At 72.8% G+C, this 24,980-nt stretch carries 22 protein-coding genes; 16 read left to right on the top strand and 6 right to left on the bottom strand.

From position 1 onward, the window contains the following. Positions 1-150: 150 nt before the first annotated feature. Positions 151-3,690: a DNA polymerase III subunit alpha gene (dnaE, locus tag AMK21_RS21610; RefSeq protein ID WP_073880382.1), complete on the top strand. Its 3,540-nt coding sequence runs from the start codon at positions 151-153 to the stop codon at positions 3,688-3,690. Between the two features lie 97 nt (positions 3,691-3,787). Here the strand turns inward: dnaE and AMK21_RS21605 are convergent, their stop codons facing one another. Continuing rightward, positions 3,788-3,967 (bottom strand): hypothetical protein, encoded by a 180-nt coding sequence (locus tag AMK21_RS21605; RefSeq protein WP_073880380.1) that lies wholly within the window; start codon positions 3,965-3,967, stop codon positions 3,788-3,790. 291 nt (positions 3,968-4,258) lie between these two features. Here AMK21_RS21605 and AMK21_RS21600 point away from each other — a divergent pair, with 291 nt between their 5' ends. The 4 genes from AMK21_RS21600 (at position 4,259) to AMK21_RS21585 (ending at position 8,394) form a co-directional block, all read left to right on the top strand. Continuing rightward, positions 4,259-5,521 carry an NYN domain-containing protein gene (locus tag AMK21_RS21600; protein WP_199863251.1) on the top strand — a complete coding sequence of 421 codons (1,263 nt, stop codon included), beginning with the start codon at positions 4,259-4,261 and terminating at the stop codon, positions 5,519-5,521. Positions 5,522-5,651: 130 nt separating this feature from the next. Next, positions 5,652-6,635 carry an ABC transporter ATP-binding protein gene (locus tag AMK21_RS21595; RefSeq protein WP_073880378.1) on the top strand — a complete coding sequence of 328 codons (984 nt, stop codon included), beginning with the start codon at positions 5,652-5,654 and terminating at the stop codon, positions 6,633-6,635. Positions 6,636-6,750: 115 nt separating this feature from the next. Further along, entirely contained in the window at positions 6,751-7,587 is an 837-nt protein-coding gene (locus AMK21_RS21590) for an ABC transporter permease (protein ID WP_073880376.1), read from the top strand. Positions 7,588-7,647: 60 nt separating this feature from the next. Then, on the top strand, positions 7,648-8,394 hold the full coding sequence (locus AMK21_RS21585; RefSeq protein ID WP_073880374.1) for an ABC transporter permease: 747 nt from the start codon (positions 7,648-7,650) through the stop codon (positions 8,392-8,394). A gap of 90 nt (positions 8,395-8,484) precedes the next feature. Here the strand turns inward: AMK21_RS21585 and ybaK are convergent, their stop codons facing one another. The 4 genes from ybaK to AMK21_RS21565 form a co-directional block, all read right to left on the bottom strand. Next, positions 8,485-8,988, bottom strand: a complete 504-nt coding sequence (gene ybaK, locus AMK21_RS21580) for a Cys-tRNA(Pro) deacylase (protein ID WP_073880372.1) — start codon at positions 8,986-8,988, stop codon at positions 8,485-8,487. Positions 8,989-9,006: 18 nt separating this feature from the next. Beyond that, positions 9,007-9,771: an LON peptidase substrate-binding domain-containing protein gene (locus AMK21_RS21575; RefSeq protein ID WP_073880370.1), complete on the bottom strand. Its 765-nt coding sequence runs from the start codon at positions 9,769-9,771 to the stop codon at positions 9,007-9,009. 5 nt (positions 9,772-9,776) lie between these two features. After that, positions 9,777-10,817 (bottom strand): hypothetical protein, encoded by a 1,041-nt coding sequence (locus AMK21_RS21570; RefSeq protein WP_073880368.1) that lies wholly within the window; start codon positions 10,815-10,817, stop codon positions 9,777-9,779. 221 nt (positions 10,818-11,038) lie between these two features. Then, positions 11,039-12,640, bottom strand: coding sequence for an oxidoreductase (locus AMK21_RS21565; RefSeq protein WP_073880366.1), 1,602 nt, complete (start codon positions 12,638-12,640; stop codon positions 11,039-11,041). Between the two features lie 182 nt (positions 12,641-12,822). On the opposite strand from AMK21_RS21565, the gene hisD reads away from it, so the two are divergent. The 11 genes from hisD (at position 12,823) to AMK21_RS21515 (ending at position 24,301) form a co-directional block, all read left to right on the top strand. Next, positions 12,823-14,145 (top strand): histidinol dehydrogenase, encoded by a 1,323-nt coding sequence (gene hisD, locus AMK21_RS21560; RefSeq protein WP_073880364.1) that lies wholly within the window; start codon positions 12,823-12,825, stop codon positions 14,143-14,145. Then, positions 14,142-15,272, top strand: a complete 1,131-nt coding sequence (locus AMK21_RS21555; RefSeq protein ID WP_073880362.1) for a histidinol-phosphate transaminase — start codon at positions 14,142-14,144, stop codon at positions 15,270-15,272. Before hisD ends, AMK21_RS21555 begins: the two co-directional genes overlap by 4 nt. Then, positions 15,269-15,865, top strand: a complete 597-nt coding sequence (gene hisB / locus AMK21_RS21550) for an imidazoleglycerol-phosphate dehydratase HisB (RefSeq protein WP_073880354.1) — start codon at positions 15,269-15,271, stop codon at positions 15,863-15,865. The genes AMK21_RS21555 and hisB overlap by 4 nt, the downstream gene beginning before the upstream one ends. Beyond that, positions 15,862-16,029 carry a hypothetical protein gene (locus tag AMK21_RS35480; RefSeq protein WP_003969742.1) on the top strand — a complete coding sequence of 56 codons (168 nt, stop codon included), beginning with the start codon at positions 15,862-15,864 and terminating at the stop codon, positions 16,027-16,029. The genes hisB and AMK21_RS35480 overlap by 4 nt, the downstream gene beginning before the upstream one ends. Before the next feature lie 10 nt (positions 16,030-16,039). Next, positions 16,040-16,681, top strand: coding sequence for an imidazole glycerol phosphate synthase subunit HisH (hisH, locus tag AMK21_RS21545; RefSeq protein ID WP_073880352.1), 642 nt, complete (start codon positions 16,040-16,042; stop codon positions 16,679-16,681). Next, positions 16,681-17,406: a bifunctional 1-(5-phosphoribosyl)-5-((5-phosphoribosylamino)methylideneamino)imidazole-4-carboxamide isomerase/phosphoribosylanthranilate isomerase PriA gene (priA, locus tag AMK21_RS21540; RefSeq protein ID WP_018512033.1), complete on the top strand. Its 726-nt coding sequence runs from the start codon at positions 16,681-16,683 to the stop codon at positions 17,404-17,406. The genes hisH and priA overlap by 1 nt, the downstream gene beginning before the upstream one ends. After that, positions 17,403-17,816, top strand: coding sequence for a RidA family protein (locus AMK21_RS21535; protein ID WP_073880350.1), 414 nt, complete (start codon positions 17,403-17,405; stop codon positions 17,814-17,816). The genes priA and AMK21_RS21535 overlap by 4 nt, the downstream gene beginning before the upstream one ends. Then, positions 17,813-18,568 carry an imidazole glycerol phosphate synthase subunit HisF gene (hisF, locus tag AMK21_RS21530; RefSeq protein WP_073880348.1) on the top strand — a complete coding sequence of 252 codons (756 nt, stop codon included), beginning with the start codon at positions 17,813-17,815 and terminating at the stop codon, positions 18,566-18,568. The genes AMK21_RS21535 and hisF overlap by 4 nt, the downstream gene beginning before the upstream one ends. A gap of 201 nt (positions 18,569-18,769) precedes the next feature. Then, entirely contained in the window at positions 18,770-19,684 is a 915-nt protein-coding gene (locus AMK21_RS21525; protein ID WP_073880346.1) for an alpha/beta hydrolase, read from the top strand. 165 nt (positions 19,685-19,849) lie between these two features. Then, a complete protein-coding gene (locus tag AMK21_RS21520) occupies positions 19,850-22,714 on the top strand; it encodes a helix-turn-helix transcriptional regulator (RefSeq protein ID WP_199863250.1) in 2,865 nt (954 codons plus the stop codon). A gap of 174 nt (positions 22,715-22,888) precedes the next feature. Then, positions 22,889-24,301: a PucR family transcriptional regulator gene (locus AMK21_RS21515; RefSeq protein ID WP_073880342.1), complete on the top strand. Its 1,413-nt coding sequence runs from the start codon at positions 22,889-22,891 to the stop codon at positions 24,299-24,301. 6 nt (positions 24,302-24,307) lie between these two features. Here AMK21_RS21515 and AMK21_RS21510 read toward each other — a convergent pair whose 3' ends face one another. Continuing rightward, a complete protein-coding gene (locus AMK21_RS21510; RefSeq protein WP_073880340.1) occupies positions 24,308-24,940 on the bottom strand; it encodes a TIGR03085 family metal-binding protein in 633 nt (210 codons plus the stop codon). Between the last annotated feature and the right edge of the window lie 40 nt (positions 24,941-24,980).

Below are 24,980 nucleotides of genomic sequence, written 5' to 3'. Positions count from 1 at the left end.
TGACTGAGTGCATGACAAAACGGACACGTGTCCCGCCCTCTCCAACGCTCGGCGATCGCGGGTAGTGCCCGCCGTCCGGGTCCGCCACGTCGTAGACTTCCACGCTGCCCCCCCGTCCGTCATCGCCCGACTTCCCGGAGGCCCGACGCCGTGACCAAGCCGCCCTTCACGCACCTGCACGTTCACACCCAGTACTCGCTGCTGGACGGTGCGGCGCGGCTCAAGGACATGTTCGAGGCGTGCAACGAGATGGGCATGTCGCACATCGCGATGACCGACCACGGCAACCTGCACGGGGCCTACGACTTCTTCCACTCGGCGACCAAGGCCGGGGTCACGCCGATCATCGGTATCGAGGCGTACGTCGCCCCGGAGTCGCGCAAACACAAGCGCAAGGTGCAGTGGGGACAGCCGCACCAGAAGCGCGACGATGTGTCCGGATCCGGTGGTTACACCCACAAGACGATCTGGGCGTCGAACAGGACCGGGCTGCACAACCTCTTCCGGCTCTCCTCCGACGCGTACGCCGAGGGCTGGCTCCAGAAGTGGCCGCGGATGGACAAGGAGACCATCTCCCAGTGGTCCGAGGGCCTCATCGCCTCCACCGGCTGCCCTTCCGGCGAGGTGCAGACCCGGCTGCGGCTCGGCCAGTTCGACGAGGCGGTGCAGGCGGCCTCCGACTACAGGGACATCTTCGGCGCCGACAAGTACTTCCTGGAGCTGATGGACCACGGCATCGAGATCGAGCGCCGGGTCCGTGACGGGCTGCTGGAGATCGGCAGGAAGCTGGACATCCCGCCGCTGGTCACCAACGACTCCCACTACACGTACGCGCACGAGGCCACCGCCCACGACGCCCTGCTCTGCATCCAGACCGGCAAGAACCTCTCCGACCCGGACCGCTTCCGCTTCGACGGCACCGGCTACTACCTGAAGACGACGGACGAGATGTACGCCGTCGACTCCTCCGACGCCTGGCAGCAGGGGTGCGCCAACACCCTGCTGGTCGCCCAGCAGATCGACACCACCGGCATGTTCGAGGCGAAGAACCTCATGCCGAAGTTCGAGATCCCGGACGGCTTCACGGAGATCACCTGGTTCCAGGAGGAAGTGCGCAAGGGCATGCAGCGCCGCTTCCCGAACGGTGTGCCCGACGACCGGCAGAAGCAGGTCGAGTACGAGATGGACATCATCATCCAGATGGGGTTCCCGGGGTACTTCCTGGTCGTCGCGGACTTCATCATGTGGGCCAAGAACAACGGCATCGCGGTGGGCCCCGGCCGTGGTTCGGCGGCCGGTTCGATCGTGTCGTACGCGATGGGCATCACCGACCTCGACCCGATCGAGCACGGGCTGATCTTCGAGCGGTTCCTCAACCCCGAGCGCGTCTCCATGCCCGATGTCGACATCGACTTCGACGAGCGCAGGCGCGTCGAGGTGATCCGGTATGTGACGGAGAAGTACGGCGCCGACAAGGTCGCCATGATCGGCACCTACGGCAAGATCAAGGCGAAGAACGCCATCAAGGACTCGGCCCGTGTGCTGGGCTACCCGTACGCCATGGGCGACCGCCTCACCAAGGCGATGCCCGCCGACGTCCTCGGCAAGGGCATCGACCTCAACGGCATCACCGACCCCAAGCACCCGCGCTACAGCGAGGCGGGCGAGATCCGGGGGATGTACGAGAGCGAGCCGGACGTCAGGAAGGTCATCGACACGGCGAAGGGTGTCGAGGGCCTGGTCCGGCAGATGGGCGTGCACGCCGCCGGCGTCATCATGTCCAGCGAGCCGATCGTCGACCACGCACCGGTCTGGGTGCGGCACACCGACGGCGTCACCATCACGCAGTGGGACTACCCGCAGTGCGAGTCGCTCGGCCTGCTGAAGATGGACTTCCTCGGCCTGCGCAACCTGACGATCATGGACGACGCCATCAAGATGGTGAAGTCCAACAAGGGCATCGACCTGGAGATGCTCGCCCTGCCGCTGGACGACCCCAAGACGTACGAACTGCTCTGCCGCGGGGACACGCTCGGCGTCTTCCAGTTCGACGGCGGGCCGATGCGCTCCCTGCTCCGCCAGATGCAGCCCGACAACTTCGAGGACATCTCCGCCGTCTCGGCCCTCTACCGGCCGGGCCCGATGGGCATGAACTCGCACACGAACTACGCGGAGCGCAAGAACGGCCGCCAGGAGATCACGCCGATCCACCCGGAGCTGGAGGAGCCCCTCAAGGAGGTCCTCGGCCTCACCTACGGCCTGATCGTCTACCAGGAGCAGGTCCAGAAGGCCGCCCAGATCGTCGCCGGGTACTCGCTCGGCGAGGCCGACATCCTTCGCCGCGTGATGGGCAAGAAGAAGCCCGAGGAACTGGCGAAGAACTTCGTCCTCTTCGAGAAGGGCGCCAAGGAGAAGGGCTTCTCCGACGCGGCGATCAAGGCGCTGTGGGACGTCCTGGTGCCGTTCGCCGGTTACGCGTTCAACAAGGCGCATTCCTCGGCGTACGGCCTGGTCACCTACTGGACCGCCTACCTCAAGGCGAACTACCCCGCCGAGTACATGGCCGCCCTGCTGACCTCGGTCAAGGACGACAAGGACAAGTCCGCGGTCTACCTCAACGAGTGCCGCCGCATGGGCATCAAGGTGCTCCCGCCCAACGTCAACGAGTCGCTGTCCAACTTCGCCGCCCAGGGCGACGACGTGATCCTCTTCGGCCTGACCGCCATCCGCAACGTCGGCCAGAACGTCGTGGACTCGATCATCCGCTCCCGCAAGGCCAAGGGGAAGTACAGCTCCTTCCCCGACTTCCTCGACAAGGTCGAGGCGGTCGTCTGCAACAAGCGCACCGTCGAATCGCTGATCAAGGCCGGCGCCTTCGACGAGATGGGCCACACCCGCAAGGGCCTCGTCGCGCACCACGAGCCGATGATCGACAACGTGGTGCAGGTCAAGCGCAAGGAGGCCGAGGGCCAGTTCGACCTCTTCGGCGGCATGGGCGAGGAGGAGAGCGACGAGCCGGGCTTCGGCCTGGACGTGGAGTTCTCCGACATCGAGTGGGAGAAGGCCTACCTGCTCGCCCAGGAGCGGGAGATGCTCGGCCTGTACGTCTCCGACCACCCGCTCTTCGGCCTGGAACACGTGCTGTCCGACAAGGCCGACTCCTCGATCTCCCAGCTCATGAGCGGGGACTACGGGGACGGCGCCATCGTCACCGTCGGCGGCATCATCTCCGGCCTCCAGCGCAAGATGACCAAGCAGGGCAACGCCTGGGCCATCGCCACCGTGGAGGACCTGGCCGGCTCCATCGAATGCATGTTCTTCCCCGCCACCTACCAGCTGGTCTCCACCCAGCTCGTCGAGGACACCGTCGTCTTCGTCAAGGGACGGCTCGACAAGCGCGAGGACGTGCCGCGGCTGGTCGCCATGGAGATGCAGGTCCCCGACATCTCCAACGCCGGGACCAACGCTCCGGTCGTCCTCACCATCCCCACCGTGAAGATCACCCCGCCGATGGTCACCCGGCTCGGCGAGGTGCTCAGCCACCACCGGGGCGACACCGAGGTACGCATCAAGCTCCAGGGCCCGCGCAAGACGACGGTCCTGCGGCTGGACCGCCACCGGGTCAAGGCCGATTCGGCCCTTTTCGGCGATCTGAAGGTGTTGCTCGGGCCGTCCTGCCTGGCCGGGTGAGCGCACGCCGGGTCCTTTGAGGGACACACGACGACGAGAGGGGCGTCCCGCACCGTGCGGGACGCCCCTCTCGTGCGTGACCGCGAGCGGCCGCGCGTCAGTTGTGACCGAAGCGCCGCTGGTGCTTGCGCGCCACGTCGGACGGGCTGCCCTGAGCCTGTGCCTGCGGCTGGGTCTGCGACTCGTACGCCGTCGACTTGGCCTGCTCGGCACTGCGCTCCGACGCGGACGCGCGATCGTGCTGGCTGCCCTGCTTGCGGTTCTTGTTCTTGGCCATGGTGAATGCCTCCTGTGGGGAATCCTGGGGGGCCAGGACCATCGTCAGAGTCACATGGCGCCACAAACCGTGCATGTTGGATCATTACCGTGCGTAGTGGTATCCGCAGTGAAGGCCGTTCCGGTCCTCCGCCCGAGACCTTTTCCAGCCCTTTCCCGATTCGCCACGCCGATGATCCAGTTCCGGCCGTTAACCCTTGTGCGGTCGGGCAGACTCGAAGGAAACCCTGGGTAAGCGGACCCGGTCATCGAGGGGCGGGCCGCTGAACCGTTCCCGAATTCCTGGAAGAGGGTGGAGCGCGTGGACCGTTGCGTCGTCCTGGTGGACGCCGGCTACTTGCTGGGCGCAGCCGCGAGTCTGCTGGCCGGAGAGCCCTCCCGTTCCCGCATCACCGTCGACCACACGGCCCTCATCCAGGGGCTGCGCGAACGGGCCGAGGCCGATACGCAGCAGCCCCTGCTGCGTATCTACTGGTTCGACGGCGCCCCCGACCGGGTGCCCCAGCCCGAGCACCGCAGGCTCCGGGTGATGCCCCGCGTGACCGTGCGACTGGGAGCCCTTACCCGCAGCGACGGACGCTGGGCGCAGAAGGGCGTGGACGCCGCCATGCACGCCGAGCTCACCGAGCTGGCGAGGAACCGGGCCTGCTCGGACGTGGTCCTGGTGACCGGCGACGGCGATCTGCTGCCCGGGCTCATGTCCGCCAAGGAGCACGGGGTCGCCGTCCACCTGTGGGCCGTCCAGGCCGCCGACGGCGACTACAACCAGTCCGAGGACCTGGTCGCCGAGGCGGACGAACGCCGCGTCCTGGACCGGGCCTGGATCACCAAGGCCGTACGCGCCAAGGACACCGGCGGCAGCTGCCCGCCGCCGCCCGCCCCGCGCCCCGAGATCGCCGCCATCCTCTCCGCGCCGCTGCCCGAAGCCGCGCTCGCCGCCTCCGCCGAGCGGGCCTCCGAGGCCCAGGCCGCCGCCGCCCGCAACGGACCCGCCGCGCCCGCCGACCCCGGCCCCTCCGAGCCCCCGGCCACCCCCGGCCACAAGGGCGTCCCCACCCCCAAGGACCTCGCCGCTCTCCGCGCCCACTCCACCCACCCGGACCGGACGGCCGCCCAGAACGCCACCCCGGCCAACGCGACCCTGCGCTGGTCCTCCGACAAGGGCTGGATCGAACGCGGCGGCCCCCTCGGCGAACCGGCCGAGACCGCCTCCCTGCCGACCCTCGCCCAGGTCACCAGCGCCGAACAGCGCTGGGCCGACCGGGAGGAGGACATCACCACCGTCGGCGGCGACCCCTTCGAGGTGGGCCAGGTCTTCGCCCGGCGCTGGATGGAACGGCTCCCGGAGACCGTCCACCTGCAGAAGCTGTCCACCATGTACCCGCGCATCCCGCACCGCATCGACGGTGAACTCCTGCGGTACGCGGCCCGCTTCGGGCTCCTCGCCCACAAGGACGACCAGATCGACGAGCACGACCGCTATGCGATCCGGGCCGGGTTCTGGCGTGAGATCGACGTGCGGGCGGCGGCGGAGCACGTGCCCGCGGGGGATTAGGGCCTTCGCCGCGGACCGTGCCGGGCTCGGCGACGCGGGGTGGCCCCGGACGCCAACAGGGGCGTGTGACCCCGTACCCTCGTACCTCGTGAGTACGGGCACAGCACAGGCGCAGAGCGACACCGGCACCGTGTGCGCGGTGCGTGACCTCGTCAAGACCTATCCCGCCGTCCGGGGCCGCCGCGGCGCGCCCGCCACCCCCGAGGCGCGCGCCACCGACGGGATCAGCCTCGATGTCGAGCGCGGCGAGATCTTCGGACTGCTCGGCCCCAACGGCGCCGGCAAGTCCACGCTGGTGCGCCAGCTCACCGGGCTGATGCGCCCCGACTCCGGCTCCGTCGAAGTCCTCGGCCACGACCTCGTACGCCACCCCGAGCGGGCCTCCCGGCTGATCGGCTACCTCGGGCAGGAATCCACCGCGCTGGACGAGCTGACCGTCTCCCTGGCCGCCGAGACCACCGGACGGCTGCGCGGCCTCCCCCTCCGCGAGGCGCGCGCCGAACGCGACGCCGTACTGGAGGAGCTCGGCCTCACCGCGCTCGCCGGGCGTCCCCTGAAGAAGCTCTCCGGCGGCCAGCGCAGGCTCGCCTGCTTCGCCGCCACCCTCGTCGGGGACCGGCCCGTACTGGTCCTGGACGAGCCGACGACCGGCATGGACCCGGTGGCCCGGCGGGCCGTCTGGGCCGCCGTCGACCGCCGCCGGGCCGAGCGCGGCGCCACCGTCCTGCTGGTCACCCACAACGTCATCGAGGCCGAGACCGTCCTCGACCGGGTCGCCGTCCTGGAGCGCGGACGGGTCATCGCCTGCGACACCCCCTCCGGGCTCAAGGAGAAGGTCGCAGGCGAGGTCCGCGTCGAGCTCATGTGGCGCGAGCGGGCCCCGCTGGACGTCCCGGAGGTCGCGGCGCTGCGCCCGTCCGCCCAGGAGTCCGGGCGCCGCTGGGTGCTGCGGCTCAGTCCTGACGAGGCCCGGGCCGCGGTCGCCGCGGTGACGGGTGGCGCGGCCTTCGCCGCGCTCGACGATTTCACCCTGGCCACACCCAGCCTGGAAGATGTGTACCTGGCGCTCGGGGGAGACGCGGCCAATGCGAGCAAGGGGCTGGTGAAGGCGTGAGGATCCGGGGACGCGGGGCGCGGGCGCTGAACGGTGTGCGGGCGCTGTGCGTCATGCGGTACGTGGTGGTGGGCGCGGTGCCTGCGCCGGACGGGTGTAAGGGGAGCGGCCTCAGGTGACGAGCATCATTCCGGCCAGGCCCGCACCGTCGCCCCCGCCCCCGCCCCGCCCCGCCGGCTCCGCCGCGCGGACCGTGCCCGCCCCTCTCGCGCCGCGCGCCCGGCTGCTGCCCTCGCTGGCCGCCGTCTACCGCGCCCAGCTCTCGCGGGCGCGGGTCGCCCGGATCCCGCTGCTCTTCGTGGCGACCTTCCAGTCCGTCGGGATCATGGTCCTGATGCGGGGCGTCGTCGACGGCGGGGCCGAGGCGCGTGCGGTGGTCGCCGGCTCCAGCGTGCTGGTCGTGGCGTTCGTCGCGCTCAACCTGCTCGCCCAGTACTTCGGCCAGCTGCGGGCCGGCGGCGGGCTCGACCACTACGCCACCCTGCCGGTGCCGCCCGCCGCGGTGGTGCTGGGGGCGGCGGCCGCGTACGCCTCGTTCACCGTGCCCGGCACGGTCTTCACGGCGATCACGGGGAGCGTGCTGTTCCAGCTCCCGATGACCCACCTGTGGGTCCTGGTCGCCGTCATCCCGCTCTCCGGCGCCGCCCTGGCCGGTCTGGGGGCGGCTCTCGGGCTGCTCGCCCCGCGCCAGGAGCTGGCCACCCTGCTGGGGCAGCTGGGCATGTCCGCCGCCCTGCTGCTCGGGGTGCTGCCGGCCGACCGGCTGCCGGAGCCGGTGGGGTGGGCGCGGGACCTGCTGCCCTCGACGTACGGGGTCGAGGCGCTGGCCCGCTCCTTCGACGCCTCGCCGGACTGGGGCATGATCGGCTTCTTCCTCGCGGTCTGCGCGGTAGTGGGGGTGCTGTCACTGGCCGTGGCCACGTGGGCGTACCGGCGGGCGGCCGTACGGTAGGTGGCGCCGGCGGTGTGCCCCGTACGCACGGGTGCGGCGGCCGGTGAGGCGCCGCACAGGGTGGCCTGGCACGATGGCACGGTGACCGCACCTCTGACGCCGCCTCACCGGCCGAACCCCCACGATCCGTGGCAGACCCCGCCCTCGGGCTCCCACCTCGCGCCCGCGTACGGCTCGCCCGACGACCCGGACACGGCGACGGAGCTCCGCCAGGCCGTCGTGGTCCTGGCGCTCGTGGCGCTCGCCGGGATCGCGCTCGGGCTGCTGTGGCTGTGGCTGGCGCCCAGGGTCCCCCTGGTCTCCGACGGCAGCGCCGTCTTCCTGAAGAACAGCGAGGGCGAGGAGGCGATCGGGGCGGACGGAACGTTTGTCCTGCTGGCGGCCGTGTTCGGCGTGCTGTCGGCGGCCGCCGTCTCCTGGCGGCTGCGGCGGGGAGGTGTCCTCGTGGTGGTGGGGCTCGCGCTGGGCGGGGTGCTCGGCTCGCTGCTGGCCTGGCGGGTGGGGGTCTGGCTGGGGCCGTCCTCCGACGTGGTGGCCCGGGCCCGGGAGGTCGGCAAGGGGGTCGTCTTCGACGCGCCGCTGGAGCTGCACGCGGTGGTGGTGGCGGTGCTGGTGTGGCCGTTCGTGGCGCTGGCCGTGCATGTGCTGCTGACCGCGGCGTTCGGGGTGCGGGAGCCTGAGCCGGAGTTGCTGGGGGCGGGGTGGACGTCGTACTACGGGGAGCCGGGGCCTGGTGGGCATGGTGGGCCTGATGTGCCGCCCGGCGGGCCGGGTGGGCCGCCTGCTGGGGGGCCGGGGGGCTCGTAGGGCGCCTGCGGCGGGCTGTTCCCCTACCCGCCCCTTTCCTCCCGGAACCGGGGCTCCGTCCCGGACCCCGCTCCTCAAGCGCCGGAGGGGCTACAACTGGCCCCGACCGATCTCCGCGAACACCGCCCCCGTCAGCTCAGCCAGATCCGGCGCCGCCAGCTCCACCTGCAGGCCCCGGCGCCCCGCCGAGACGCAGATCGTGGCGTGCGACCGGGCCGACGCGTCCAGCACCGTACGCAGGCGCTTGCGCTGGCCCAAGGGGGAGATGCCGCCGCGGACGTAGCCCGTGGTGCGTTCCGCGGCCGCCGGGTCCGCCATCGTGGCGCGCTTGCCGCCCACCGCGGACGCCAGGGCCTTGAGGTCCAGGGAGCCGGCCACCGGGACGACCGCGACCGTCAGTTCGCCGTCGACGTCCGCGACCAGGGTCTTGAAGACCCGGTCGGGGGGAACGCCCAAGGCCTCGGCGGCCTCCTCGCCGTAGGAGGTGGAGGCCGGGTCGTGGTCGTAGGGGCGGAGCGTGAAGGCGGTGCCCGCCGCGGTCAGGGCGACCGTGGCGGGAGTGCCGCCCGACTGCTTCTTCGGCTTCTTCGCCACCGGAGAGGGCTTCCTCGTTCAGTTGGGGTGGGTAGGGGCGCGGGTCAGGTCCGGCGCGGGGAGCGAGGGCAGGTGGCGGATGACCGCCGTCTCCCGGCGCAGCAGCGTCAGCTCCTCGCGCAGGCGGGTCGCGGTGTCCGGGGCCTGGAGGAGGCCCTGTTTGGTGGGGACGTCCAGGACCGTGGCCGCCGCGACCAGGTAGGAGACGACGGAGGGGTCGTCGGGCAGCTCGGAGCCGGTGGCGAGCGAGCGTTCGGTCGCTCCCGCCAGGCGCTTCTGGTAGGCGCGGAACGCCCGCAGGACGCCCTCGGCGAGGGCTCCGGCCTCGTCGGCCTCGTCCTCGGCGGGGGGCTCCTCGGTGACCTCCTCGACCTCGGCGCTCAGATACGGGCCGCTCGCGTCGACGGAGAGCAGCCTGACCCGGGTGGTGCCGGTGGCCAGGACCTCGAAGCTGCCGTCCGGGCGCTCACGGATGGTCGCCGCGTCGGCGATGCAGCCGACCCGGTGGAAGGTCTGGATGGGGTCGGGGCCGAAGCCCTCGGCGGGGGCGCGCTCGGCGGGGGCTGCGGAGGCGACGGGGTCCGGCATGCCGGTGCCCGTCACCGCGGTCTCGCGGCCGTCGCGGATCGCGACCACGACGAAGCGGCGAGGTTCGTCCTCGTCGCTCTTCAGCAGCTCCCGCATCATCGCGCGATAACGCTCCTCGAAGACGTTGAGCGGCAGCACGAGGCCGGGGAACAGCACCGCGTTGAGCGGGAAAAGGGGAAGACGGGCGGTGGTCACAACGCTCAAGCGTAATGGCCACGCGGACGTCCGCGGTCGGCCCGGTTCCGCAGGGGGGTCACGGAGGCCACCTGGAGCCGTGCGCCGTCCCGTGCGTCGAGGAACCGGCCCAGGGCGTCGTCGGAGACCGAGGACCACGGGAACGACGTCGCGTGCTGCCCGATCAGCGTGAACTGCTCCAGCGCCTCGGCCCAGCGTCCGCGGGCGAGGAGTACGTACGCGAGGAGGTTGCGGACCTCGGCGGGCCACGGGTCGCCTGGCCGGTAGGCGGCCGACAGCCGGATGGCCGCGTCGGCCGCCGTGTCGATCCGGCCCTCCAGTACGGAGGTGGTGCGGCCGAGCGCCTGGGCGTCCAGGAGGAGGGCGAAGGCCGCCCGGACCGGCAGGGCCTGCACCAGGGAGTGGGGTACGGCGTCCTCGGCGGCCCGCTCGGCGAAGTCGAAGCACTCGCGGTGCGAGCCGTACCAGGCGGCCGAGAGGTAGCGCAGCGCCGACACGTGGCAGCCGTAGTGGTGCGCGGAGCGCCGTACCGCCTGTTCCCACAGCGACTCGAAGGCGGTGTGCGTGGCGTGGGTGCCGCGGGCGTGGTCCAGGGCGAGCCGCCAGGGGACCGGGTCGCGCGGGTCCGCGTCGGCGGCGGCGGTGATCAGCGGGCCGACCTCGTGGAGCCGCTCCGCGCGGGCGGGCGACTCCCAGGCCTGGCGGACCGCGAGCTCCGCCTTGACCAGCAGGGCGTCGGGGTCGCGCGGGGCGGCGGCCAGCCAGTCGGTGAGCCAGCCGTCCCGTTGCCGGGCGAAGGTGACGAGCCGGCCGAGGTAGCGGTCGCGGTTCTCCCAGTCGGCGGCGTCCCGGGTGGTGGCGAGCAGCTTGGCGGCCGGTTCGGGGTCGCCGAGGGCAGCGGCCACCAGCGCCGGGGAGAGCCGCTCGTCGGGGGCGTCGAGCAGCACGGCGTCATCCGCGGGCAGTCCGGCGGACAGCGGAGGGCTGTGCCGGATCATGCGCGCGGTGCTGAGCAGAGCGCGAAGGAAGGCCATGGTGCAGACCATTGAAAAGCCCTGGTGAGGGCCGCGCCAGGGGAGCGCTGTGAAGCTTCTGTGCCGAGTGGATGGGTTGTATCGGACCGGGTCAAGAAAGGGCAAAGGAAATGTCCGGGGATGGCTTGAACATGACCCTCCAGGCGCCTCGTCACCGTTGCCCCAGCGGCCCCGGGCATCTCTCGGAGCCGCCGGTCCCCGCCGCCCCCACCCGGTTCGAGCTGCCCTTTCGGTCAGCCCCTGCGCAGCAGTCGGGAGGCTCCGGCGGCCACCGTCGTGGCCAATATCCATCCCACGAGCACCAGAGCGGCCGCGGCCCACTGCCAGCCGCCCTCCATCCGCCAGTAACCGTCCTGGCCGAGGTTGACCACGGGGATCAGGAGGTCCAGCGCGTAGAGCGCCGGATTCCAGAGCGGCGACTCGTCGTCCTTGATCGTCGCCGGGTCGTACTGCGAGAAGGCCGCCGTGCCCGCCGCCCACAGCACCGCCATCCACACCGCCGCCCGCCCCGGCCGGTACCCGTACGCCACCGTCCAGTCCTGGAGGTACCCCCAGGCCTTCGCGGCAGGCGGCAGCGTCTCCCGGCGGCGACGCTGCTTGGCCAGCAGCACCTCCCGCGCGTCCGCGTCCTCACCGCTGCCGCGCAGCACCGTCGCGAGCCGCTCGTACGGCTCGGGGACGTACTCCGGGGTCGCCGCCAGCACCCACTCCAGCCGCCGCGAGAGCGGGAAGTGGCCGTACGGGACGAGGTTCTCGTAGACGAAACCGCCCATCGCCAGGCCCCCGGGCCCCGGCCAGCTGGTCGAGAGGTCGATCAGGGTCACCACCTTCGCCCCGTTCAGCACGACCCGGCCCTCCTCCGGGCGCTCCGCGTTGAACCGCAGCTCCGGCGTGACGATCCGGCGCAGCGACAGCTCCTCCTGCCGGGTCATCGAGAACCGGGCCTTGTGCAGGTCCACCGCGTCCCCGAACCGCCCGTCGTCCAGCCGCACCGCGCCCTTGCACTCGAAGATCTGCGACCGGGTCCCGCGCGCCGGGGTCGGGGCGTAGACCACGCCGTACGGGGGAGTCGTGCCCTGGTTCCCCGTGTCGACGCTCACCCAGGCCTCGGTCATGTAGAGGGTGCGCTCCACCGTCAGCTGCGGCGCGTTCAGCGCGCGCCGGTCCTCCGCAGCCCTCAGGTGGCTGCCGCGCAGGCTCAGTGAACCGCCCACCTTCGCCCCGCGCAGGCTCAGCTCGCCGTGCGTCTCGATCATCTCGGCCTGAAGGTCCTGGGCGACCGACATGCCGTCCCCGACGAAGGCCCTGCCGTGCCGGTCGGGCCCCACACTGAGCTGGTTGATCAGCAGATCCGTGCCGATCTGGGCGTCGGTGAGCCGGATACCCCGGTCGATCCGGCAGCGCGGCAGATGCAGATCGCCCTCCGTGTGCAGCCGGGCCGCCTCCAGCCGGGGCAGCAGGCAGCCCACCATCCTCAGCGTCGTGAAATGGCACTCGGGGAGCACCACCTCCTGCTCGAAACGGCAACCGGTCAGCTCGACGTACGGCGAGACCCGGCCGCCCGCCAGGTCCAGCTTCCCGGTGATCCGCACCCCCCGGAGCTTGAGCGCCGCCACCCGGCCCGGCCGCGCCGGCGGCCCGCTGAGCAGCAGCCGCGCCACCGTCCGCGCGCCGACACTCCGCTCGGGCCCCCAGTCGTGCGGCGCGAACGGATCGTTGCGGGCGGAGTCGTAGGTGCGTAAGTCGTAGGTCGTGCCGTTGCGGAAGGACTGCCACATGCCCAGCTCCGCTGCGCTGAGGCCGTCCGGGATTTCGCCTTCGTGCGGCTCGGTCACGGCCGCTCCCTCCGTGCACACATGCTGTAGTGCCGTTCTTCCCTCTGCGTGACGGTGTGAAAGCTATCGGTCAGCAGTGACAGCCGTGCCTGACCTGACATGGCCGAGACATGTAGGCCAGGCATGTATCAGCCAGTGATACGGGCGACCGGGCGTCCCGAGCGGTCTGCGAGAATTGCGGTGTGATCTCTCGAATCGATCTGCGCGGCGACACCCTCCCCGAGGGTGCTGCCCTGCGCGACCTGCTGCCCCGTGCCGAGTTCGACGTGGAAGCCGCCCTGGAGACGGTGCGGCCCATCTGCGAGGACGTACGCCATCGTGGTTCCACGGCAGTGATCGAGTGGGGGGAGAAGTTCGACGGTGTCCGGATCGCGTCGGTCCGGGTGCCCGCCGACGCCCTGACCCGGGCGCTGGACGAGCTGGACCCGGCCGTCCGCGCCGCCCTTGAGGAGTCGATCCGCCGCGCCCGCCTCGTCCACCGCGAGCAGCGCCGCACCACGCACACCACCCAGGTAGTCCCCGGTGGCACCGTCACCGAGAAGTGGGTCCCCGTCGAACGCGTCGGGCTCTACGTCCCCGGCGGCCGCTCGGTCTACCCCTCCTCCGTCGTGATGAACGTCGTCCCGGCCCAGGAGGCGGGCGTCGAGGGCATCGCGGTGGCCTCCCCGCCGCAGAAGGACTTCGACGGCCTCCCGCACCCCACGATCCTCGCCGCCTGCGCCCTGCTCGGCGTCGACGAGGTGTACGCGGCGGGCGGCGCCCAGGCCGTCGCGATGTTCGCCTACGGCACCGAGGACTGCCTCCCGGTCAACCTGGTCACCGGCCCCGGCAACATCTACGTCGCCGCCGCCAAGCGCCTCCTCAAGGGCCGCATCGGCATCGACGCCGAGGCCGGACCCACCGAGATCGCGATCCTCGCCGACGCCGGCGCCGACCCCGTGCACGTCGCCGCCGACCTGATCAGCCAGGCCGAGCACGACCCGATGGCCGCCGCCGTCCTGGTCACCGACTCCGTGGAGCTGGCCGCCGCCACCGAGGCCGAGCTGGCCCCGCAGGTCGCCGCGACCAAGCACATCAAGGACCGCATCGAGCCCGCGCTCGCCGGCCGCCAGTCCGCGATCGTCCTGGTCTCCTCGGTCGAGGACGGCCTCAAGGTCGTCGACGCGTACGGCGCCGAGCACCTGGAGATCCAGACCGCCGACGCCGCCGCCGTCGCCGACCGCGTCCGCAACGCGGGAGCGATCTTCGTCGGCCCCTGGTCCCCGGTCTCGCTCGGCGACTACTGCGCCGGCTCCAACCACGTCCTGCCCACCGGCGGCTGCGCCTGCCACTCCTCGGGCCTCTCCGTGCAGTCCTTCCTGCGCGGCATCCACATCGTCGACTACACCCGCGACGCGCTCGCCGAGGTCACCCACCACGTCGTGACCCTCGCCGAGGCGGAGGACCTCCCCGCCCACGGCGCAGCCCTCAAGGCAAGGTTCGGCTGGAAGGTTCCGCAGCAGTGACGTACGACAGCACCACCCCCCTCAACCCCTGGGACGAGCTGCCCATCCGCGACGAACTGCGCGGCCAGTCCCCGTACGGGGCGCCCCAGCTCGACGTCCCCGTACGCCTCAACACCAACGAGAACCCCTACCCGCTCCCCGAAGCCCTCGTCGACCGCATCACCGAGCGGGTCCGTGAGGCCGCCCGCGGCCTCAACCGCTACCCCGACCGGGACGCCGTCGAGCTCCGCACCGAGCTGGCCCGCTACCTCACCCGTACCGCCGGGCACGAGGTGACAGCGGCCGGCGTGTGGGCGGCCAACGGCTCCAACGAGGTCCTCCAGCAGCTGCTCCAGACCTTCGGCGGGCCCGGCCGCACCGCGATCGGCTTCGAACCCTCGTACTCGATGCACGCCCTGATCTCCCGGTCCACCGGCACCGGCTGGATCTCCGGCCCGCGCTCGGCGGACTTCACGATCGACGTGGACGCCGCCCGCGCCGCCATCGCCGAGCACCGCCCCGAGGTCGTCTTCATCACCTCACCCAACAACCCCACCGGCACCGCCGTGGACGCCGACACCGTCCTCGCGCTGTACGACGCCGCCCAGGCCGCCGGGCCCTCGATCGTCGTCGTCGACGAGGCGTACGGCGAGTTCAGCCACCACCCCTCGCTGCTCCCGCTGATCGAGGGCCGCCGCAACCTGATCGTCTCGCGGACCATGTCCAAGGCGTTCGGCGCGGCCGGGCTGCGCCTCGGCTACCTCGCCGCCGACCCCGCCGTGGTCGACGCGGTCCAGCTGGTGCGGCTGCCGTACCACCTGTCCTCCGTCACCCAGGCCACCGCGCTCGCCGCCCTGGAGCACACCGATACGCTGCTCGGGTACGTCGCGCAGCTCAAGAGCGAGCGCGACCGGCTGGTGGCCGAGCTGCGCGCCACCGGCTACGAGGTCACCGATTCGGACGCCAACTTCGTCCAGTTCGGCCGCTTCGACGACAGCCACGCCGTCTGGCAGCAGATCCTCGACCGGGGTGTCCTGGTCCGGGACAACGGCGTGCCGGGATGGCTGCGGGTCACCGCGGGAACCCCGGCAGAGAACGACGCGTTCCTCGATGCGGTACGCGAACTCAAGAAGGAGCACGACGCATGAGCCCCCGCGTAGGCCGCGTGGAACGCACCACGAAGGAAACGTCCGTGCTGGTCGAGATCAACCTCGACGGCACCGGAAAGGTCGATGTCGCCACCGGGGTCGGCTTCTACGACCACATGCTCGACCAGCTCGGCCGCCACGGCCTCTTCGACCTCACGGTCAGGACCGAGGGCGACCTGCACATCGACAGCCACCACACCATCGAGGACACCGCCCTCGCACTCGGCGCCGCCTTCAAGCAGGCCCTCGGCGACAAGGTCGGCATCTACCGCTTCGGCAACTGCACCGTCCCGCTGGACGAGTCCCTCGCCCAGGTCACCGTCGACCTCTCCGGCCGCCCCTACCTCGTGCACACCGAGCCCGAGAAGATGGCGCCGATGATCGGCGAGTACGACACGACGATGACCCGGCACATCCTGGAGTCCTTCGTCGCCCAGGCACAGATCGCCCTGCACGTCCACGTGCCGTACGGGCGCAACGCCCACCACATCGTGGAGTGCCAGTTCAAGGCGCTCGCCCGCGCTCTGCGCTACGCCTGTGAGCACGACCCGCGCGCCGCCGGCATCCTGCCCTCCACGAAGGGCGCCCTGTGACCGGCCTCAACACGATCCTGATCGTCGTCGGCCTCTTCCTGGCCGGCGGCGTCTACTCCTTCGCCAAGCAGGGGATGCCCAAGGGCGTCATCGTGCTGCTGTCGATCGGCTCCGTGATGTGCCTGGTGGCGGGCATCCTGCGGATCCAGGGCCTGTGGGACTGAGGGGCACACCATGACCGACACCAAGAAGGTCGTCGTCTTCGACTACGGCTTCGGCAACATCCGTTCCGCCGAGCGGGCCCTCGCCCGCGTCGGCGCGGACGTCGAGATCACCCGCGACTACGACCGCGCGATGAACGCCGACGGGCTTCTCGTCCCCGGCGTCGGCGCCTTCTCCGCCTGCATGGACGGGCTGAAGCGGGCCCGCGGCGACTGGATCGTGGGCCGCAGGCTCTCCGGCGGCCGCCCCGTGATGGGTATCTGCGTCGGGATGCAGATCCTCTTCGAGCGCGGCATCGAGCACGGCGTGGAGACCGAGGGCCTGGACGAGTGGCCCGGTACGGTCGGGCCCCTGAAGGCCGACATCGTCCCGCACATGGGCTGGAACACCGTGGAGGCCCCCGAGGACTCCCGGCTCTTCGCGGGCCTGGACGCTGACGCGCGGTACTACTTCGTGCACTCCTACGCGGCGCACGACTGGTCCCTCGAAGTCACCAACGCCAAGATCCGTGCCCCCAAGGTGACCTGGGCCACGCACGGCGAACGGTTCGTGGCCGCCGTGGAGAACGGCGCGCTGTGGGCCACCCAGTTCCACCCCGAGAAGTCCGGCGATGCCGGCGCCCAGCTGCTGACCAACTGGATCGAGACGCTGTAATGCCGAAGCTTGAACTGCTCCCCGCCGTCGATGTCCGCGACGGCCAGGCCGTCCGCCTCGTGCACGGCGAGTCCGGCTCCGAGACCTCCTACGGCTCCCCGCTGGAGGCCGCCCTCGCCTGGCAGAGCGCCGGCGCCGAGTGGCTGCACCTCGTCGACCTGGACGCCGCCTTCGGCACCGGGGACAACCGGGACCTGATCGCCGAGGTCGCCGGGGCCATGGACATCAAGGTCGAGCTCTCCGGCGGTATCCGCGACGACGCCTCGCTCGCCGCCGCCCTCGCCACCGGGTGCCGCCGCGTCAACCTCGGCACGGCCGCCCTGGAGACACCGGAGTGGGTCGCCAAGGTCATCGCCGAGCACGGCGACAAGATCGCCGTCGGCCTCGACGTCCGGGGCACCACCCTGCGCGGCCGCGGCTGGACCCGCGACGGCGGAGACCTCTACGAGACCCTCGCCCGCCTCGACGCCGAGGGCTGCGCCCGCTACGTCGTCACCGACATCGCCAAGGACGGCACCCTCCAGGGCCCCAACCTCGGCCTCCTGCGGGACGTCTGCGCCGTCACCGACCGCCCGGTCGTCGCCTCCGGCGGCGTCTCCTCCCTCGCCGACCTCCGCGCGATCTCCCTCCTCGTCCCCGAAGGCGTCGAGGGCGCGATCGTCGGCAAGGCGCTGTACGCGAAGGAGTTCACGCTGGAAGAGGCGCTCAAGGCGGTAGCCGCATGACGGAGCCCACCGCTTCGGCCTCCGTACGCCGGATCTCCACCGGCGCCCCCTGGGAGGAGAAGTTCGGCTACTCCCGCGCGGTCGAGCTCCCGGGCGGCCTCGTCCTGGTGGCCGGCTGCACCTCCGTGGTGAACGGCCAGATCTCCGCCGGCTCCCCGTACGAGCAGGCGATCACCGCCTTCGACGTCGCCTTCGCGGCGCTGGAGCAGGTCGGCCTCACCCGCGAGGACGTCGTCCGCACCCGGATGTACATCACGCACGCCCGGGACGTGGACGACATCGGCCGCGCCCACAAGGAGCTGTTCGACGCCGTACGCCCCGTCGCCTCCATGATCATTGTGTCCGGGTTCGTCGACCCGAGCCTGGTCGTCGAGGTCGAGGTCGAGGCCTATCGAGGAGGCACCGAGTGACTCTCGCCGTACGGGTCATCCCCTGCCTCGACGTCGACGACGGCCGCGTCGTCAAGGGCGTCAACTTCCAGAACCTGCGCGACGCGGGCGACCCCGTCGAGATGGCCAAGCTGTACGACGCCGAGGGCGCCGACGAGCTGACCTTCCTCGACATCACCGCCTCCAGCGGCGACCGCGAGACCACCTACGACGTGGTCCGCCGCACCGCCGAGCAGGTCTTCATCCCGCTCACCGTCGGCGGCGGAGTCCGCACCCCCGACGACGTCGACAAGCTGCTGCGCGCCGGGGCGGACAAGGTCGGCGTCAACACCGCCGCCATCGCCCGCCCCGACCTCATCCGCGAGATCGCCGAACGCTTCGGCCGCCAGGTTCTGGTGCTCTCCGTCGACGCCCGCCGCACCCCGGAGGGCACCTTCGAGGTCACCACGCACGGCGGCCGCAAGGGCACCGGCATCGACGCCGTCGAGTGGGCGCACCGCGCCGCCGAGCTGGGCGCGGGCGAGATCCTGCTCAACTCGATGGACGCGGACGGCACGAAGGACGGCTACGACACCGAGATGATCGAGGCGGTACGGCGGCACGTCACCGTCCCCGTCATCGCCTCCGGCGGTGCGGGCCGCCTCGCGGACTTCGCCCCGGCCATCGAGGCGGGCGCGGACGCGGTGCTCGCCGCGTCGGTGTTCCACTTCGGCGACCTGCGGATCTCCGAGGTCAAGGGCGCGCTGAGGGAAGCGGGCCACCCGGTCCGCTGAGGCCTTCGACCCCTTTCGGCGGTATCACCGGTCCGCCAAGACCGGTGATACCGCCGATGCGTGTCCACGGGACGCACGTGAGAGTGGCGACCGCCGACGAACGACGCCGGCAGCCACGCGGCGCACCCCGACAGCCCCCGGACGACGGGCTCGTGGACGCCTCGCGTGGTGTGGTTCCGCCACCACCGAGAGGATCCCCCCGTGCAGCAGCACCGCCTCCCCTCACCCCCACGCCCGAGCCGCTCCCGTACGCTCACCAGCCTGCTGACCGCCGCCGCGGCCACCGCCGGCCTCCTGATGACCGCCCTGGTCCCGGGCGCCCAGGCCGCCGCCAACCCCTACGAGCGCGGACCGGCCCCCACCAACGCCTCCATCGAGGCGAGCCGCGGCTCGTACGCCACCTCCCAGACCTCCGTCTCCTCGCTCGCCGTGAGCGGATTCGGCGGCGGCACCATCTACTACCCGACCTCCACCGCCGACGGCACGTTCGGCGCGGTCGTCATCTCGCCCGGCTTCACCGCCTACCAGTCCTCCATCGCCTGGCTCGGCCCGCGCCTGGCGTCCCAGGGTTTCGTGGTCTTCACCATCGACACCAACACCACCCTGGACCAGCCCGACAGCCGGGGCCGCCAGCTCCTGTCCGCGCTGGACTACCTGACCCAGCGCAGCTCGGTCCGGGCCCGGGTCGACGCCGCCCGGCTCGGCGTGATGGGCCACTCGATGGGTGGCGGGGGCTCCCTGGAGGCCGCCAAGAGCCGTACATCGCTGAAGGCGGCGATCCCGCTGACCGGCTGGAACACCGACAAGACCTGGCCCGAACTGCGCACGCCCACCCTGGTGGTGGGGGCGGACGGCGACACGGTCGCGCCGGTCGCCTCGCACTCCGAGCCGTTCTACCAGTCGCTGCCCGGGTCGCTGGACAAGGCGTATCTGGAGCTGCGGGGCGCCTCGCACTTCACGCCCAACTCGTCCAACACCACGATCGCCAAGTACAGCATCTCGTGGCTGAAGCGATTCATCGACAACGACACCCGCTACGAGCAGTTCCTCTGCCCGATCCCGCAGCCGAGCCTCACCATCGCGGAGTACCGGGGCAACTGCCCCCACTCCTCGTAGAACCGGCGCAGCCGGTGCGGAACCGGCGCGTAACGGTCCTCCGGCGGCTCCGGCACTGTGCCCGCGCACAGTGCCGGAGCCGTCCGGCTGGGAGCCCGCACCGCCCCGGCCGGGCCGCCGGACACGCACCTTCCGCCCCCGCTCGCACGGTCCTACCGTGCCGATGTGACCTTATCGACGACCGTGCGCAGTCCGCTCCGGCTGTACGGCCGCAGCGGTGAACTCGCCATCCTGGACGGCCTGCTGGCCCGGCTCCGGCAGGGCGACGGCGGCGCCCTCGTCCTGGCGGCACCGCCCGGCCTCGGCCGCAGCGCGCTGCTGCGCGAGGCGGCCGCCGCCCACCGGCCCCGGGGCCCGGTGCTGTACGCCACCGCTTCCCCCGACGAACGCGGCCCGCACGCCCTGTTCGGCTCGGCCCCCGGGTCCCGCACCTCCGAGGTGCTGCTCGCCCGGCTACGGGAACTGGGCGCCGCCCGCCCGCTGCTGGTCTGCGCCGACGACGCGCACACCTGGGAGCCGGCCTCCCGCACCGCCCTCGGCCTCGCGGCCCGCGGGCTGGGCGAGGGCAGCCGGGTCGCCGTCCTGATCGCGGCGGACGACGGCCCCGCCTTCGCCGGACTGCCTGCGCTGCGGCTCGGCCCGCTGGACGAGGATGCGGCGTCCGCGCTGCTGGAACGGCTCACCGGGGGCGGGGAGGAGGTCTCCGGTGGCGCGGAGGGGCTCGGCCGTGGCGCGGGGTTCACCGGCGGGGCGGAGGGCCCCGGCCGTCGCCCGCCAAGGCTTCCAGGCGTCACGGAGGGACTCGACCCGGTCGTCCGCGCGGAGCTCCTCCGGGAGGCGGCCGGCAACCCGCGCCTCCTCACCGGGCTCACCCGCCGCCTCACCCCGGACCAGCTGGCCGGGCGCACCCCGCTGCCCTGTCCGCTGCCCGGCGCCGAGGCGGTGCTGGCCGCGCACGCGGACCGCCTCGACGGGCTCCCGGCGCGCACCCGGGCGCTACTCCTGCTGGCCGCCGCCGCCCAGGAGCACGAGCCCGCCGGCGCCGGGGCCGATGCCCTGCTCCTGCTGCGCGCCGGCACCCGGACCGGGCTGCCCCGGGACTTCCTGGACGGCGTCCTGTTCGGCTCGGCCGCCACCGAGGGCTTCCTCCAACGGGCGGGCAGCCGGGTCCACTTCAGCCACCCGCTGTTCGCCCGCGCGGTCCTGCACCACGCCCCGCCCGCCCGCCGCCGCGCCACCCATGAGCTGCTGGCCGCCCTGCTGGCGGAGACCGGCGACCGGGCCGCCGCGTCAGCGCCTTCCGGAGACCGCGCCGCCCCGCTCGCCTCCCTCGTGCAGCTCTCCTGCGCCGCCCCCGGCCCGGACGCCGCGCTCGCCGCCCGGCTGGAGGCTGCCGCGACCGCCCGGTACCCGCATGCCGAACGCTCCTCGGCCCTCTCCCGCGCCGCCGTGCTCACCACCGACTCGCCCCTGCGCTCGGTCCGGTTCGCGGCGGCGGCCGAACAGGCCGCCCTTGCCGGGGACCCGGACCGGGCCCGCGCCCTGCTGGCCCGCACGGGGGCGGCGGGGGAGCACGCCACCACACCCCGCCATGGCCTCGCCCCCTACGTCCACGGCCTGCTCGCCCTGCGCTCCGGCCCCGCCGCTGACGCCCACGAAGCCCTCATGGCCGCGGCCGCCCTGCTCGGCCCGCATGACCCCCGGCGGGCCCTCGACGCCCTCCTGGGTGCGGCCGAGGCGGCCTGGGTGACGGGGGACGCGCCCGGCTACCTGGAGGCCATGGGCCGCATCGACCCCGCCCCGTACGACCGTGCGTTCGCCTCTTACCGGGCCGGGATGTGCGCGGTGCTCGCCGGACGCACGGCCGAAGGGCACGAGCTCCTCCGCCAGTGCCTGGACCCGGCGGACCCGGTGAGCTTGGACGCCCCCGCCGCCCTCCTCCGCGCCGGGGTCGCCGCCCTCGTCCTCGGGGAAATCGCCGCCGCCTGCCGGACCGGGGCCCGGGCGCTCGCCGCCGTACGGACCACAGGGCCCGACGCCCTGCTGCCGCAGGCCCTGGAGCACCTGGCCTACGCCGAGCTGCGGGCCGGGCGGCACGCCGGGGCCCGCGCCCACGCGCTGGAGGGGCTGCATGCCGCACGCCGTACCGGGCAACCCAACAGCTCCGTCCGCCTCCACGCCGTCCTGGCCCTCGCCGCCTCCGTGGAGGGGCCCGCCGAGGCCTGCACCGCCCACTGCGACGCCGCGCTGGCCGGGGCCGGGCCGCACGGGCTCGCCCAGCCCGCGACCCTCGCCACCTGGGCCAGGGCCCGGGCCGACCTGGCCGCCGGGCGCTCCGAGGAGGCCGCTGCCCGGCTCGGCCCGCTGGTGCGCCCGGGGCCCCGGCAGGGCCACTTCGCCGCCCGGATGCTCGCCGTGCCCTGCTACGTCGAGGCCGCCGTGCTCGCGAGCCGGGGAGCCGAGGAGGCCGGTGAACTCCACGCCGCCGTGGCCGAGTTCGCCGGGTGGGCCGCCCGGACCACCGACCCGCAGGCCCCTGCCCAACTGGCCCGCTGCCAAGCCCTGCTGGCCCCGGCGGAGGAGGCCGACGCCCGGTACGCGGAGGCCCTGGCCCACCACGACCGGGCGGGCGGGGACTTCGAGCGGGCCCGCACCCAGCTCCTGTACGGGCAGTGGCTGCGCCGCCGCCGGCGCACCCGCGAGGCGCGCACCCCGCTGCGCGACGCCCTGGTCGCCTTCCAGCGCTGCTCGGCCCGCGCCTGGGCGGACCGGGCGGCCGGCGAGTTACGGGCGGCGGGGGAGCAGGGCCCGTCGGTGCGGCCCGCGACGGACGGGGTGCTCTCCGCGCTCACCCCGCAGCAGCAGCGCATCGCCCGCTGCGTCGCCGAAGGGGCCACCAACCGCGAGGTCGCGCTCCGGCTCTCGCTCAGCCCGCGCACGGTCGACCACCACCTCCGCAACGTCTTCGCCGCGCTCGGCATCCGCTCCCGCACCGAGCTGGCCCGGCTCCTGGGCCCCGAGGGCCCGTGAAGGCCGTTGGTTGCGAGACCGTGATGACAAGTTCCGCACAGACCCCTAGGTACCGACCGGGCGGTATGCCATTCTGCGGGCGTCAGGATCATTCGGCTGTGCTCGCGCCCTGCCGGGGCCGGGTGCTCCGAGCCGGCCGATCGCGTAGCCGGCCGATTCCCGGTGGAGGCCGCCATGCCACAGGTCGTACGTTCGCGGATCGCGGTGCTGCACGGCGCCCACCCCGAGGCGCCGTTGCCCCGGAGCTTCCGTTCCCTGGCCGACCGCGAAGCCGTCGAGGTGCTGCACCGGGCCGCCCGGGTCCTCGTCGCCTCGCTCCCGGTCCTCACCGAACGGCTCGTGGAGGCCCTGTACGCGCAGGAGCCCGGCTACCGGGCGGCGATCGACTCCGACCGGGCCGAGGTCTGGCAGGAGGTCCACCACTCCCTGCGGCACAACGTCGGCTCGCTGATCCAGCCCCGGGAGTTCCGCGAGGCCGCCCACCGCACCTCCCGCTGGATCGGCGAGATCCGCGCCGAACAGGGCGTACCGCTCGACGCTGTCCTGCACGCCTTCCGGATGGGCGGCGCGATGGTCTGGCAGGACCTGGTGGACGAGACGGCCCGCCGCGACCCCGACGACGTACGGCTGCTGGTCCATGTCGCCGCCGATGTGTGGAACTTCGTCGACGAGCACTGCGGCATCGTCACGGACGCCTACCGGCAGGCCGAGCGTCGGCTCTCCTGGCGGCGCGAGAACCAGCAGCGGCTGATGGTCGCGGCCCTGCTCGACGGGACCGCCCGGATCGCGGACCTCTGCGAGGCGGCGGCGATGCTGGGGCTGCCGGAACAGGGGCGGTACGCCGTACTCGCGGTGGCCTCCGCCCCGCGCGGGCCACAGCAGCAGGGCCCCGCCCGGCCACCCCTGAACCTCCCGGCCGCACTGTCGGGCGCAGCCCCGGAGGGGAGCCCGCACACTGCCCCGGACGGGCAGACGCGACTGGACGGGCCCCGGCACGATGCCCCGAGCCCGGAACCGGACGGGCGCCCGCACTCAGCGCCGAGCAACGCCCCCCTCTGGCACACCGGCCCCGACGCCGTCTTCGCCATCCTCCGGCTCACCGGGGATTCCGATGACCCCGGCGAGCTGCACGCCATCGCCGACGCCCTGGACGCCCCCGCCGGAACCCGGGCGGGCATAGGCTCCGCCGTCGACGGCCTGGCCGCCCTCGGGGACGCCCGGCGGCTGGCGGAGACCGCCCTGCGCGCCTGCCCGGCCTCCGGGGGCACGGTCCTGCTCGACGAGCACCTCCCGGACGCCCTCGTCGTCTCGTCCCCGGCCCTCGGCTCCGCCCTCGCCGACCGGGTGCTCGGCCCGCTCGACCGGCTGGACCCCTCGGACCGGGACGTCATCCTGGAGACGCTGACGGCCTGGCTGGACGCGGACGGCTCGGCGCAGCGGGCCGGCGCGCGGCTCTACTGCCACCGCAACACGGTCCTCAACCGGCTCCGCCGCTTCGAACAGCTCACGGGCCGCTGCCTCACCCGCCCCCGGGACGCCGTCGAGGTCTCCCTCGCCCTGGCGGCCCGGCGGCTGCTCGGAACGTAGAAGCCGCTACATCCCCAGCCCCGCCCGGTGCAGCCGGTCCACAGCTTCCTTCTCGCCCTCCACCTGGACGTCCGCCGCGTCCTGCCGGCCGGACGCGAACAGCAGCAGCTCCGAGGGCTCCCCGGTCACCGTCACCACCGGAGCGCCCTTGCGGGCCACCGCCGTCCGGCCGTCCGGGCGGCGCAACACCAGCCCCACCGGGGACTTGCGCCCCAGCATCCGGGCGGTCTTCTCGGTGTGCGACCAGAGCACGTCGGCGAAGACCGGGTCCAGCTCGCGCCGCGACCAGTCCGGCTGGGCCCGGCGCACGTCCTCCGCGTGGACGAAGAACTCGACGGTGTTCGCCGCCTCGTCGATCTGCTTGAGGGACATCGGGGAGAACCGGGGCGGGCCCGTACGGAGCAGCTGGATCAGCTCCTCGTACGGCTTCGCGGCGAACTCGGCCTGCACCCGCTCCAGCCGGTTCCTCAGGGCGGGGATCAGCAGCCCGCCCGCCGCGTCGGCGCGGCGCTCACGGACCACCACATGGGCGGCCAGATCACGGGTCTTCCAGCCCCCGCACAGGGTCAGGGCCTCGGGACCGGCCGCCTCCAACAGATCGGCGAGCAGGAGACGTTCACGCTTCGCATGGGTCGACATGCCCGCCAGCGTACGACCGCCACCCGGGGTCCGCCCAGTG

Origin of the sequence: Streptomyces sp. CB00316 (genome assembly GCF_001905595.1) — a bacterium.
Taxonomy (GTDB): domain Bacteria; phylum Actinomycetota; class Actinomycetes; order Streptomycetales; family Streptomycetaceae; genus Streptomyces.
Note: the sequence above shows the minus strand (reverse complement) of the source record. Positions and strands in the feature narration are given on the sequence as shown.